15 protein-coding genes are annotated in these 12,746 nt (G+C 62.1%); all 15 read left to right on the top strand.

The features are described 5' to 3' along the window. Positions 1 to 47 precede the first annotated feature (47 nt). Positions 48 to 620, top strand: coding sequence for a hypothetical protein (locus tag AUK77_RS05715; RefSeq protein WP_296127086.1), 573 nt, complete (start codon positions 48 to 50; stop codon positions 618 to 620). Continuing rightward, on the top strand, positions 620 to 1,231 hold the full coding sequence (gene cobO / locus AUK77_RS05720; protein ID WP_296127088.1) for a cob(I)yrinic acid a,c-diamide adenosyltransferase: 612 nt from the start codon (positions 620 to 622) through the stop codon (positions 1,229 to 1,231). The genes AUK77_RS05715 and cobO overlap by 1 nt, the downstream gene beginning before the upstream one ends. Further along, positions 1,231 to 2,532, top strand: coding sequence for a cobyrinate a,c-diamide synthase (locus AUK77_RS05725; protein ID WP_296127089.1), 1,302 nt, complete (start codon positions 1,231 to 1,233; stop codon positions 2,530 to 2,532). The genes cobO and AUK77_RS05725 overlap by 1 nt, the downstream gene beginning before the upstream one ends. Further along, positions 2,529 to 3,182, top strand: coding sequence for a 5,6-dimethylbenzimidazole synthase (gene bluB, locus AUK77_RS05730; protein WP_296127091.1), 654 nt, complete (start codon positions 2,529 to 2,531; stop codon positions 3,180 to 3,182). Before AUK77_RS05725 ends, bluB begins: the two co-directional genes overlap by 4 nt. After that, the gene (locus tag AUK77_RS05735) at positions 3,179 to 3,988 is read left to right on the top strand and encodes a cobalamin-binding protein (protein WP_296127094.1); all 810 of its coding nucleotides are present in this window, start codon (positions 3,179 to 3,181) and stop codon (positions 3,986 to 3,988) included. The genes bluB and AUK77_RS05735 overlap by 4 nt, the downstream gene beginning before the upstream one ends. Beyond that, a complete protein-coding gene (cbiB, locus tag AUK77_RS05740) occupies positions 3,985 to 4,890 on the top strand; it encodes an adenosylcobinamide-phosphate synthase CbiB (RefSeq protein WP_296127096.1) in 906 nt (301 codons plus the stop codon). Before AUK77_RS05735 ends, cbiB begins: the two co-directional genes overlap by 4 nt. After that, positions 4,883 to 5,875 (top strand): threonine-phosphate decarboxylase CobD, encoded by a 993-nt coding sequence (cobD, locus tag AUK77_RS05745; protein ID WP_296127098.1) that lies wholly within the window; start codon positions 4,883 to 4,885, stop codon positions 5,873 to 5,875. Before cbiB ends, cobD begins: the two co-directional genes overlap by 8 nt. Next, entirely contained in the window at positions 5,872 to 7,320 is a 1,449-nt protein-coding gene (locus AUK77_RS05750) for a cobyric acid synthase (RefSeq protein ID WP_296127099.1), read from the top strand. The genes cobD and AUK77_RS05750 overlap by 4 nt, the downstream gene beginning before the upstream one ends. Before the next feature lie 193 nt (positions 7,321 to 7,513). Beyond that, the gene (gene cobU / locus AUK77_RS05755) at positions 7,514 to 8,035 is read left to right on the top strand and encodes a bifunctional adenosylcobinamide kinase/adenosylcobinamide-phosphate guanylyltransferase (RefSeq protein ID WP_296127101.1); all 522 of its coding nucleotides are present in this window, start codon (positions 7,514 to 7,516) and stop codon (positions 8,033 to 8,035) included. Further along, entirely contained in the window at positions 8,032 to 9,087 is a 1,056-nt protein-coding gene (gene cobT / locus AUK77_RS05760; protein ID WP_296127103.1) for a nicotinate-nucleotide--dimethylbenzimidazole phosphoribosyltransferase, read from the top strand. Before cobU ends, cobT begins: the two co-directional genes overlap by 4 nt. Next, positions 9,084 to 9,659 carry an alpha-ribazole phosphatase family protein gene (gene cobC / locus AUK77_RS05765; protein ID WP_296127105.1) on the top strand — a complete coding sequence of 192 codons (576 nt, stop codon included), beginning with the start codon at positions 9,084 to 9,086 and terminating at the stop codon, positions 9,657 to 9,659. The genes cobT and cobC overlap by 4 nt, the downstream gene beginning before the upstream one ends. After that, the gene (locus AUK77_RS05770) at positions 9,656 to 10,387 is read left to right on the top strand and encodes an adenosylcobinamide-GDP ribazoletransferase (protein ID WP_296127106.1); all 732 of its coding nucleotides are present in this window, start codon (positions 9,656 to 9,658) and stop codon (positions 10,385 to 10,387) included. Before cobC ends, AUK77_RS05770 begins: the two co-directional genes overlap by 4 nt. Before the next feature lie 73 nt (positions 10,388 to 10,460). Then, the gene (locus tag AUK77_RS05775) at positions 10,461 to 11,348 is read left to right on the top strand and encodes a hypothetical protein (RefSeq protein WP_296127108.1); all 888 of its coding nucleotides are present in this window, start codon (positions 10,461 to 10,463) and stop codon (positions 11,346 to 11,348) included. 67 nt (positions 11,349 to 11,415) lie between these two features. Then, complete coding sequence (locus AUK77_RS05780) at positions 11,416 to 12,624, top strand: MFS transporter (RefSeq protein ID WP_296127110.1); 1,209 nt, start codon at positions 11,416 to 11,418, stop codon at positions 12,622 to 12,624. Continuing rightward, on the top strand, positions 12,621 to 12,746 hold the full coding sequence (locus AUK77_RS05785) for a hypothetical protein (protein WP_296127201.1): 126 nt from the start codon (positions 12,621 to 12,623) through the stop codon (positions 12,744 to 12,746). Before AUK77_RS05780 ends, AUK77_RS05785 begins: the two co-directional genes overlap by 4 nt.

Raw genomic sequence — 12,746 nt, forward strand, 5'->3', positions numbered from 1 at the left:
CCATTCGGCCACCCATGCCGGGTGGCCACTGCTGCAGGAGCCGCTCCATGCCCGTGCTTTCCACCCGAACTCAGGTCCTGATTGGTATCGCGTTGGCGCTGCTACTGGCCATCACCCGCGGTAATCACTTCGCCAGCCTCAACCTGCCCAGCGCCAGTTGGGCGGTGTTCTTTCTGGCGGGTGTGTTGCTACGCCCACTCTGGGTCTTTGCCGGGTTGTTTGCGCTGGCCAGTGCCCTGGATTTTTCCATGATGAGCAGCGGTACTGTCAGTGATTGGTGCCTGTCGCCGGCCTACTGGATGCTTGTGCCGGCCTACGCCAGCCTGTGGCTGGGCGGCCGTATGTATGCCCGCTGGCACAGCGATGGCTTGCACAGTTTATTGTTGCTGGCGGTGCTGGTGATCAGCAGCGCGTTTGTTTGCAACCTGCTCTCGGGCGGTGGTTTCTACTTCTTCTCGGGGCGCTATCCAGAGCCCACGCTGGCCGGCTGGTTGCCGCGCATTGCTGAGTACTACCCGCGCTTTCTGGCGTCCATGACGCTGTATGTTGGCATGGCCAGTGCGTTTTACATCGCGGCACTGGCGCTGAAAGGGCCACGTCGCGCCATGGAGATCCAATGATGAGTGAGTCCATTGAGCGCGATGAGCGTCACCGTGCGCGCATGCAGCGTAAAAAAGCCCTGATCGATGAAAAGATCGCCGAGGCACAGGACGAATACGGCCTGCTGCTGGTGCACACCGGCAATGGCAAAGGCAAAAGCAGCAGCGCCTTTGGCATGGTCGCCCGCGCCCTTGGTCACGGCTATAAGGTGGGCGTGGTGCAGTTCATCAAAGGCGCGGCCAGTACCGGTGAAGAGGTGTTCTTTCGCCGTTTTCCCGAGGAAGTCAGCTACCACGTGATGGGCGAGGGCTTCACCTGGGAAACCCAGGATCGCCAGCGCGACATCGACAAGGCACGCGAAGCCTGGGCGGTGGCGGTGCAATTGCTGAGTGATCCAAGCATTGCCTTGGTGGTGTTGGATGAGCTGAACATCGCCCTCAAATATGGCTACCTCGAACTGGAGCAGGTGCTGGCCGACATCGAAGCGCGTCCGTTGTTGCAGCACGTGGTGGTCACCGGGCGTGGCGCGCTGCCGGGGATGATCGAGGCGGCGGACACCGTCACCGACATGAGCCTGATCAAGCACGCGTTCAAGGCCGGCGTAAAAGCGCAAAAGGGAGTGGAGTTCTGATGAGCCGTGCGGCCGACCGGCAGTGTCCGGCATTGTTGATTGCAGCTCCAGCTTCGGGTCAGGGCAAAACCACGGTCACGGCGGCCCTGGCGCGTTTGCATCGGCGTGCCGGTCGACGGGTGCGGGTGTTCAAGTGCGGCCCGGATTTCCTCGACCCGATGATTCTTGCGCGGGCCAGCGGTGAGCCGGTGTACCAACTCGATTTGTGGATGGTCGGCGAAGAAGAAAGCCGCCGCTTATTGTGGGAGGCGGCGGGCGAGACCGACCTGATTCTTATCGAAGGGGTGATGGGGCTGTTTGACGGCACCCCGTCGGCGGCCGATCTGGCGCGGCGTTTTGCGGTGCCGATCATGGCGGTGATCGATGGCAGCGCCATGGCGCAAACCTTCGGCGCGTTGGCCTTTGGTCTGGCGCATTATCAGGACAACCTGCCGTTCTCTGGCGTCTTGGCCAATCGCGTGGGCAGCGAACGGCACGGCGAAATGCTGCGTGACAGCCTCACGCCCGGCATTCACTGGTACGGCGCACTGCCGCGCAGCGCGGCAGTGGAATTGCCCAGCCGTCATCTGGGCTTGGTGCAGGCCGACGAGTTGAGCGATCTGGATGCGCGTTTGGACGCTGCTGCCGATGCGCTGTTGGCCAGTGCTGGCGAACGCTTGCCCGAGCCGGTGAGCTTTGCCGCGCCGACGCCCACAGCCCTGCCACCCTTGCTCAAAGGCGTGCGCATCGGCGTGGCCCGCGACAGCAGTTTTGCCTTTCTCTACCAGGCCAACTTAGACCTGTTGCGTCAGCTTGGGGCGCAGGTGCTGTTCTTCTCGCCGCTGCATGATCAGCAGTTGCCCGAGGTCGACAGCCTCTACTTGCCCGGCGGCTACCCGGAATTGCACTTGGCTGCCTTGGCGGCTAATAAGGCGATGCAAGCGGCCATTGCCGCACACCATAAAGCCGGAAAACCGCTGTTGGCCGAGTGCGGTGGCATGCTCTACCTGTTGCAGTCACTGACCGATTTGCAGGGCGAATCGGCCGAGTTGCTCGGCCTGTTGCCGGGGCGCGCAACCATGCAGTCGCGCCTGGTAGCCCTGGCCCTACAGGAAGTCGAGTTGCCCGAAGGTCGCCTGCGTGGTCACACCTATCACCACTCGCTACTCGACTGTGACCTGCAACCGCTGGCGTGCGGTGAATGCCCGAATTACCGGCGCACGGCCGAGGCGGTGTATCGTGTCGGTCGTTTGACCGCTTCTTACATTCACTTCTACCTGCCGTCCAATCCCCAGGCCGCCGCTGAGTTGTTGTTGCCATGACCGATCACGCCTTCAGTCCCGCCGAACGTGCCGCCGTGTACCGCGCCATTGCCGAACGGCGCGACATGCGTCACTTCAGCGGCGGTGAGGTTGCGCCTGAGCTGCTGGCCCGTTTGCTACACGCGGCCCATCAAGCGCCCAGTGTCGGTTTGATGCAGCCCTGGCGGTTTATCCGCATTACGCAAACGTCTCTGCGCGAAGCGATTTATGCGCAGGTGGAGGCTGAGCGGGTGCGCACAGCGGAGGCACTGGGCGAGCGCAGCGATGACTTTATGCGGCTGAAGGTGGAAGGCATTCGCGAGTGCGCTGAATTGCTGGTGGTGGCGCTGATGGATCAGCGCGAGCCGCATATTTTTGGCCGCCGTACCTTGCCGGAAATGGATTTGGCCTCGGTGTCGTGCGCCATCCAAAATTTGTGGCTGGCCTCACGCGCTGAAGGCTTGGGGCTGGGCTGGGTGTCGTTGTTTGAGCCACAGGCGCTTGCGCAGTTGCTGCATATGCCGCCTGGTAGCAAGCCGCTGGCGATTCTGTGTCTGGGGCCGGTCAACGCGTTTTATGCCGAACCCATGTTGGTGCAGGAAGGCTGGGCCACTCCCCGGCCGCTGAGCGAGTTGCTGTATGAAAACAGCTGGGCCGAGGTGCCGCTGTGAGTGCGGCGCACAAAGGGCCGCAGCGCATCGTCTGCCTGTCGACGGAAACCTGTGAAACGCTGTACCTGCTCGGTGAGCAGCGGCGCATTGTGGGGATCTCCGGCTTTACCGTGCGGCCAGCGCAGGCGCGCAAGGAAAAGCCCAAGGTCAGCGGTTTCACCACGGCCCGGCTGGATAAAATCCTCGCGGTTAAGCCCGATCTGGTGCTGGGCTACTGCGACCTGCAAGCCGACATGGCCGCCGAACTGGCGCGCGAGGGGCTTGAGGTACACCTGTTCAACCAGCGTGATGTGGCCGGCATCCTGCGCATGATCGAAACCCTTGGCGCGTTGGTGCATGCCAGCGCGCAGGCCGAACAGCTGGTGGCGCAGCTGCAAGCCGGTTTAGATCAGGTCGCGCAGCAGGCCGCCCAGCTGCCGCGCCGCCCACGGGTGTATTTCGAAGAATGGAACGAGCCGCTGATCAGCGGCATCGGCTGGGTCAGCGAGCTGATCACACTGGCCGGCGGCGACGATTGTTTTGCTGAGTTGGCGGCGCATAAACGTGCCCGTGATCGCATCATCGCCAACCCGCTAGAGGTGGTGCAGCGCGACCCGGAGTTGATCATCGGTTCCTGGTGCGGCAAGCGTTTTCGCCCCGAGCAGGTGGCGGCCCGCTTAGGTTGGGACGCGGTGACGGCGGTACGCACTGGCCAGCTGCACGAGATTAAATCCCCCGACATTCTGCAGCCCGGTCCGTCCGCCTTGAGAGAAGGTCTGCAGCAATTGCAGGCGCTGATTCGTCGCTGCGTTGAGGCCACTCCATGAGTGTGGTGCTCAGCACCCTGGCCGGCGTGGCGTTGGATGCCCTGTTGGGCGAATCCAAAGGCTGGCACCCGCTGGTGGCGTTTGGTCGTATGGCCGAGCGCATCGAACAGCGGTTCAATGCAGCGGGGCGCGGCTGGCGTAGCCATGGCGTTACGGCCTGGTGCTTGGCGGTGTTGCCGTTAACCGTGCTGGCGTGGTTGCTCAGCTTGAGCAGTGTCGGTTGGGCGGTGGAGGTGCTGGCGCTGTATGTGGCGCTGGGGCTGCGCAGTTTGGGCGAACACGCCTGGCCGGTGGCGCAGGCGCTGCGCCTGGGCGATTTGCCTCTGGCCCGTGAGCGGGTGGGCTATATGGTCAGCCGCAACACGGCCGCGCTGGATGCCACCGGCGTGGCTCGCGCGGGCACCGAGTCGGTGCTGGAAAATGGCAGTGATGCAGTGTTCGCTGCGCTGTTCTGGTTTGTCGTCGCCGGTGCGCCGGGCGTGGTGCTGTATCGCCTGAGTAACACACTGGACGCCATGTGGGGCTATCGCAATGCACGTTTCGAGCGCTTCGGTTGGGCCGCGGCCAAGATCGATGACCTGCTTAATTACCTGCCCGCCCGGCTGGTGGCGCTGACTTACGCGTTGCTCGGTCGCACGGCGCTGGCCCTGCGCTGCTGGCGCACGCAAGCGCCCCAGTGGGACAGCCCCAATGCCGGGCCGGTGATGGCCGCCGGCGCCGGGGCTTTGGCGGTGAGTTTGGGCGGTGCGGCGCAGTATCACGGTGAATTGCACCAGCGCCCTACGTTGGGTGCAGGGCCAGCGCCGCAAGCGCGGGACATTGAACGGGCGCTTAATCTGGTCAACGGCGGTGTGCTGCTGTGGCTGGTGTTGTTGGTCGTCTGGGGGCTTTTTTATGCTTGATCACGGCGGTCGCCTGCGGGCAGCGTCTTCGCGGTATGGCATTGCGCTGGCCGACTGGCTGGACCTGTCCACGGGCATCGCGCCCTATGGCTGGCCGCTGCCCGCGATTCCTGACAGCGCCTGGACGCGCCTGCCCGAGCAACAGGATGGGCTGGAAATTGCCGCGCGTGATTACTACGGCGTCGCCAATTTGCTGCCCGTGGCCGGCTCGCAGGCGGCCATTCAGGCGCTGCCGCGCTTACTGCGCAATGTGACGGTCGGCATCGTGTCCCCGGCCTATGCCGAGCATGCGGCCGCCTGGCAGCGTGAAGGGCACAAACTCTTGGAAATCAGCGAAGGGGCCATCGAGCGGGCGCTGGAACGTGTTGATGTATTGCTGCTGGTCAACCCGAATAACCCCACGGGCCGGCTGATTGAACCGGCGCGGTTGCTGCAGTGGTACCGGCGGCTGGCCGAGCGGGGCGGCTGGCTGGTGGTGGATGAAGCCTTTATTGACTGCACGCCGGAGCAGAGCCTGGCGGCCTTCAGCGAACTACCGGGGCTGGTGGTGCTGCGCTCGTTCGGCAAGTTTTTCGGCTTGGCCGGTCTGCGTGTGGGGTTTGTCTTGGCGCAGGCCGAGTTGTTGGCGTCCTTAGCGGAGTTGCTGGGGCCGTGGCCGATCAGCGGGCCCAGTCGCGCAGTGGCCACGGCCTTATTGCAGGACATGAGCGGCCACGCACGGCAACGTCAGCGCCTGCAGGCGGATGCACAGCGTTTGGCGCAATTGCTGACCGCGCAGGGTTTAAGCCCCACCGGCGGTTGTGCGCTGTTCCAGTTTTGCTGCGTGAATGACGCCACAGCACTGCACGAATTTTTGGCACTGCGCGGCATCCTGACCCGTTTGTTTGACACGCCGCTCAGCGTGCGTTTCGGCCTGCCGGGCGATGATGCCGGCTGGCAGCGCTTGCAGCAGGCACTTGCTGCCTTTGTGCAGACACGCACATGAGTACCTTGATGGTGCAGGGCACCACCTCCGATGCCGGTAAAAGCACCTTGGTGACGGCGATGTGCCGTTGGCTCAAGCGTCAGGGCGTCAGTGTGGTGCCGTTCAAACCGCAAAACATGGCGCTCAACAGCGCCGTAACTGTCGATGGCGGTGAAATCGGCCGCGCCCAAGCGGTGCAGGCGCAGGCCGCCGGGCTAGCGCCCCACACCGACATGAACCCGGTGCTGCTCAAGCCCAACAGCGACATCGGTGCGCAGGTGATCATCCACGGTCGCGCCCTGAGCAGCATGGATGCCGTGGCCTATCACGATTACAAAAAGGTAGCGATGCAGGCCGTGTTGCAGTCGCATCAGCGCCTGAGCGCCGCTTACCCGGTGGTGATGGTTGAAGGGGCGGGATCGCCTGCCGAGATCAACCTGCGCGCCGGTGACATCGCCAATATGGGCTTTGCCGAAGCGGTGGATTGCCCGGTGATTCTGATTGCCGATATCGACAAGGGCGGGGTGTTTGCCCATTTGGTCGGCACCCTGGCGCTGCTCTCGGAGAGCGAGCAGGCGCGGGTCAAAGGCTTTGTCATCAACCGTTTTCGCGGCGACATCGCGTTGTTGCAACCGGGGCTGGACTGGCTGGAGCAGCGCACGGGCAAACCGGTTTTGGGCGTGCTGCCGTATTTGATGGATTTCCATCTGGAAGCCGAAGACGCCATCGACACGCGTCAGAGCGCCAAGGCCGCCGAGGTGATCAAGGTGGTGGTGCCGGTGTTGCCGCGCATCAGCAACCACACCGACTTCGACCCGTTGCGCTTGCACCCGCAGGTCGAACTGACGTTTGTCGGCCCCGGTCAGCCGATCCCCACGGCGGATCTGATCATCCTGCCCGGTTCAAAAAGTGTGCGCAGTGATCTGGCCTTTTTGCGCGAGCACGGCTGGCCAGCCGCCATCAACCGGCACCTGCGCTATGGCGGCAAGTTGCTGGGTATCTGTGGCGGGCTGCAAATGCTCGGCATGCAGATCGATGACCCGTACGGGTTGGAAGGCACGGCCGGATCAAGCCCGGGGTTGGGCCTGCTGGATTTTGGCACGGTGCTGGAGCCGCAGAAGCAATTGCGCACTGTGCGCGGCCAACTGTGCCTGGAAAATGCCCCGATCAGCGGTTATGAGATTCATGCTGGAGTCAGCACGGGTCTAGGTTTGAATGTGGCCGTGCGACTCGACGATGGCCGCACCGATGGTGGGCTGAGCGCAGACGGTCAGGTGCTGGGCACCTATCTACACGGCTTGTTTGAAACCCCCGAGGCCTGCAGCGCTTTGTTGCGCTGGGCGGGCTTAGGTGATGTGCAGGCGGTGGATTACCACGCCCTGCGTGAACGTGATATCGAGCGCCTGGCCGATCTTGTAGAGGCGCATCTGGATACGAAGACATTACGTGAACTTTGTAATCTGTAGCCCGGATGAAATCTGCGGCAACGGGTGGCCATAAGACCTCACCCGGATTGCATCCGGGCTACAAAGCTGCATCTGTTTAAGGCCTGTGATGCGCATGTGTGGGAGGGGCTTTAGCCGCGACAGTTAGCCCAGCACATTCGCGGCTAAAGCCCCTCCCACAGTCCGTGATGCTTTATTCGAACAAAGGTGAACCATGCATGAACTGATTCTTGGCGGTGCCCGTTCCGGCAAAAGCCGACTGGCTGAGCGCCTGGCCATTGAGTCGGCGCTGGCTGTGACCTATATCGCCACCAGTCAGGCGCTGGATGGTGAGATGAGCGCGCGTATTCGTCATCATCAGGATCGGCGGCCGGCGCATTGGGGACTGGTGGAAGAGCCGCTTGCATTGGCCCGCGTGCTGGGCGAGCAAGCCCGCGCGGATAAATGCCTGCTGGTTGATTGCCTGACCCTGTGGCTGACCAATCTACTAATGCTGGACAACCCGGCTCGCCTGAGCGCCGAACGCGATGCGCTGCTGGATTGTCTAAGCGGCTTGCCGGGGCGGATTCTGCTGGTCAGCAATGAAACCGGTTTAGGCGTGGTGCCCATGGGCGAGTTGAGCCGGCGGTTTGTCGATGAGGCCGGCTGGTTACATCAGGCCCTGGCCGAGCGTTGTCAGCGTGTGGTGTTCTGTATGGCGGGTTTACCCATGGTGCTCAAGGGGGATGCAGTATGAGCCTTAACTGGTGGCAGGCACCCTGCCAGCCACTCGATTATGTGGCGCGCAGCAAAGCTATCGCGCGTCAGCAACAGTTGACCAAACCTGCCGGCTCGCTGGGCCAGTTGGAGGATGTGGTCATTCAACTGGCGGCGTTGCAGGGGCGTGAGCGTCCGCGTCTTGAGCAGGTGGCCATCAGCATTTTTGCCGGCGATCACGGCATCGTCGCCGAAGGGATTTCCGCATTCCCGCAGGCGGTCACCGGGCAAATGCTGCGCAATTTTGTTAACGGTGGCGCTGCTATCAGCGTGCTGGCCAAGCAGCTGAGCGCGCGCCTTGAAGTAATCGACCTCGGTACTGTCTCGCCGGCAGAAGCCTTGCCGGGCGTGATGCGGTTGCAGCTGGGCGCAGGCACGCAGAACTTTCTGCACGGCCCGGCGATGAACGATACGCAGCTTGGGCATGCCCTGCAGGCCGGGCGCAACAGCCTGCAGCGCGCGCAATTGAGTGGCTGCGAGCTGTTTATCGGCGGCGAGATGGGCATTGGCAACACCACGGCGGCTACTGCGCTGGCTTGTTGGTTGCTTCAGCGTCCGGCCAGTGAACTGGTCGGGCCAGGCACAGGTTTAAATGTTCAGGGCGTGGCACGCAAAGCGGAGGTTATTGAGGCCGGTTTGGCCTTGCACCGTCCTGTACTCGACGAGCCGCTAGACGCCTTGCGCGCTTTGGGCGGCTTTGAGATCGCTGCATTGGTGGGCGCTTACCTGGCTTGTGCGCAGCAGGGCTGTGTGGCCCTGGTGGATGGTTTTATCTGCAGTGTGGCCGCGTTAATCGCGGTGCGTGTTAATCCGGCGTGCCGCGAGTGGCTGCTGTTTGCCCATTGCGGTGCAGAACCCGGCCATCAACATGTGCTGCAAGCCTTGCAGGCGCAGCCGTTGCTGGACTTGGGTTTGCGCCTGGGCGAGGGCAGTGGCGCAGCGCTGGCCGTGCCGCTGCTGCAGTTGGCCTGCAGCCTGCACAACGACATGGCCACCTTTGCCGAGGCCGCAGTGGCAGAGGTCTCGGCATGACGGTGTATCTGGAATTGCTGCGCCATGGGGAAACCGAATTGGGCGGCGGTCTGCGCGGCAGCCTGGATGATGCCCTGACCGACACCGGTTGGGCGCAATTGCGCGCAGCGGTGGCCGATGGCACGCGCTGGGATCGCATCATCAGTTCACCGCTGCAGCGTTGTGCGCACTTTGCCCAAGAGCTGGCTGCGCAGCAGGGCATACCGCTGCGTCTTGAACCGCGCTTGCAGGAGTTGCACTTTGGCGCGTGGGAGGGCTGCAGCACGGCGGATTTAATGCAAACCGCCGCCGCTGAGCTGGGCCAGTTCTGGAATGAGCCCTATGCCTTTACCCCGCCGCAGGGTGAACCCCTGAGTGACTTTGAAGCGCGCGTGCTGGCAGCGGTGGAGCAGGTGCAGGCCAGCCATGCGGGCGAACAGGTGCTGCTGGTGACCCATGGCGGCGTCATGCGTTTATTGCTGGCGCGGGCGCGTGGTCTGCCGCGTAATGACCTGCTGCAAGTGGCGGTTGGTCATGCCGAGCGTTTTAAGTTGGCCCTGGATGAACACGGACGTTTATGGGAGCGCACATGACCCCGTGGTGGATCGCTTTGCAGTTTCTCACGCGCCTGCCGGTGCAGTTGTCCGGCATGCCGAGCCCTGAGCAAATCGGCCGCTCGCTGCTGTTCTATCCGCTGGTGGGGTTGTTGATCGGTGTTGGGTTGTTTATCGCCCAGTATTTTTTGGCGACCACACCCTTGTTGTTACAGGCTGCGCTGTTGCTGGCACTCTGGGTGGGTATCAGCGGCGGTTTGCACCTGGACGGCCTGGCGGACAGTGCTGATGCCTGGGTCGGTGGTTTTGCCGATAAACAGCGCACCCTCGACATCATGAAGGACCCGCGTAGCGGCCCGATTGCGGTGGTGGTGTTGGTGCTGGTGTTGCTGCTCAAATTCACCGCGCTGGTGGCGCTGCTGGAGCATCAATCGGCCTGGCTGCTGATACTGGTGCCCTGGCTGGCCCGTGGCTTACTGCCCTTGCTGTTTCTTACGACACCTTATGTACGCTCCGGTGGCTTAGGGCAGGTGCTGGCAGAGTATCTGCCGCGCGATCAATTACCTTGGGTACTGGCTGTCCATGCATTGGCCATGCTGCTGTTTGGCCTACCCGCTGTGCTGGCGTTAGTGGTGGCGGGCGCTGTGTTTATTTACCTTCGCCGGTTAATGCTGCGGCGCTTGGGCGGGACCACGGGCGACACTGCCGGGGCCCTGCTGGAACTGGTGGAGTGTTGGGTGTTGCTGGTCTTGGCATGTGTCTTGTGATGAAGTGACGGCCCTCGGCGTATGAGCGACGAGCACAATGTAGTTCTTTGCCTAACCAGGAGTGCGCCGTACCGTGCTTGGGTGTAGATCGCCTTATCTTCTGGCCTTGCTGTTTTGGCTGATGCCTTCCGCGCAAGCGGTGCACGCTGAAGATTTGCTCTGGGGGGTTGTACCCATTCCCGGTGCATTCAATGTACGCGCTGGCAAAGTTGTCGATGGCTGGATGTATGAGGGCGTGCAGTTGTTGGCTGCGCATCTGCCCGATGTGACCATGCGCTACGAAGTGTTGCCTACCCTGCGTTTGGAGCAGCGTTTGCGCAACAAGGATGAGGTCTGCAGCATTGGCCAGTTGCAAAGCCCGGAGCGTGACCAGGTCGGTTATTTCATCCCCTATGCGCCCGGTATGCCGTTGCATGTGCTCGTTCGCCGGCAAACCCTGGATCAGTTGTTGATTGAAGATGGCCACGTCAGCCTCGATTGGCTGTTTGCTAATCCGTATTTACGCGGTGCGCTGTCGAAGAGTCGTATTTACCCCGAGCCTATTCGCCAGCGTCTGCAACAGGCCTTGGCTGAAGGTCGTTTGCTTGAACTGGGTGGCAGTCTGGGAGGGGAGAACTTGCTGCTGATGGTCAGTCGTCAGCGTCTTGATTACGCGTTCGAATACCCGATGATCAGCGATGCGGCCATGCAAAAGAGCAACGAAAGCGAGCTGCTGATCAGTGTGCCGCTGCGCGAGAATGCTGAGTTGGTGACCATTGGAATTTACTGCCCTCTGTCGCCTTGGGGCGCGCGCATGGCGGCACGGCTAGATCAGGCCATCCGTGCGCAAGCAGCCGACGAACAGGCACTGATGGCGCTGTATAAGCAGCGTTGGCCTGCCGAAATGTTTGCACGCTATCAGCCGAAGCTGCTGCGGTATTTTCATCAACGAGCCCGCGCAGACGCGATGGTGTTTGATTAGCCCTTGGTCGCCTTGCTTCATCTACCGGCGGCGCGCACGCTGCCTGTTCTTCCTTTAAGGACTTGCCATGAGAACCATCGGGCGCAACAGCGCGCTGATTTTATTGGGCGCTTCGCTGATTTTGGCGTTGTCGCTGGGTATTCGGCATGGCTTCGGCCTGTTTCTACCGCCCATGAGCAACGAGTTTGGCTGGGGCCGTGAGGTCTTCGCGTTTGCCATCGCCTTGCAAAACCTGATCTGGGGGCTGACCCAACCCTTTACCGGCGCGCTGGCTGATCGCTTTGGGGCCAAACGCATGGTAATGGTCGGCGGTGTACTTTATGTCGTCGGCCTGCTGTTGATGGGCCTGGCGGATTCGCCACTGAGCTTGTCGCTAAGCGCCGGGGTGCTGATCGGCATGGGCCTGTCCGGCACCTCGTTCTCGGTGATTCTCGGTGCCGTAGGGCGCGCCGTGCCGCCGGAAAAACGCAGCATGGCCATGGGCGTTGCGGCAGCGGCGGGGTCTTTCGGCCAGTTCGTTATGCTGCCAGGCTCATTAGGCTTGATCAGTTGGTTGGGCTGGTCGGCCGCGTTGATGGCGCTGGGGCTGTTGGTGGCGTTGATCGTGCCGCTGGCCAGCCTGCTTAAAGACACGCCGCTGCCCAGCAGCGGGCAGGAGCAGACGCTGCGCGAAGCCCTGCGTGAGGCCTTTGCTCACTCCGGGTTCTGGCTGCTGGCGCTGGGCTTTTTTGTCTGCGGCTTTCAGGTGGTGTTTATTGGTGTGCACCTGCCGGCGTATCTGGTGGATCAGCATTTACCAGCGTTGGTGGGCACCACGGTGCTGGCGCTGGTCGGACTGTTCAATATCTTTGGTACTTACATCGCCGGCATTTTGGGTGGGCGAATCTCCAAGCCGCGCCTGTTAACAGCCCTTTACTTGGCGCGGGCAGTGATCATCGTCGCGTTTATTTCCCTGCCGCTCACCGTGTGGAGCGCCTATGCCTTTGGCGTTGCCATGGGCTTGCTGTGGTTGTCGACCGTGCCTCTGACCAACGGCACGGTGGCCACCCTGTTTGGTGTGCGCAACCTTTCGATGCTGGGCGGTATTGTCTTTCTGTTTCACCAGCTAGGGGCCTTTCTCGGCGGCTGGATGGGCGGTTATGTGTATGACCGCACCGGCAGTTATGATCTGGTCTGGCAGATTGCCGTGCTGCTCAGCTTGCTGGCCGCCGCACTTAATTGGCCGGTGCGTGAGCAACCGGTGGCCCGTCTGCAAAATGCGGAGCTTGGTAGATGATCAGTGATTACGCTTGGAGCACGGCATTGGCGATGGTCAGCATGCTTACTCTTGGGTTGGCCTGGTGGGGCTGGTCGCAAGGTGGCTTGGCCTTTTTGCAGTTGGGTTTGGGTGTGTGTTGA

Source organism: Pseudomonas sp. Ga0074129, assembly GCA_001465025.1.
Classification (GTDB): domain Bacteria; phylum Pseudomonadota; class Gammaproteobacteria; order Pseudomonadales; family Pseudomonadaceae; genus Aquipseudomonas.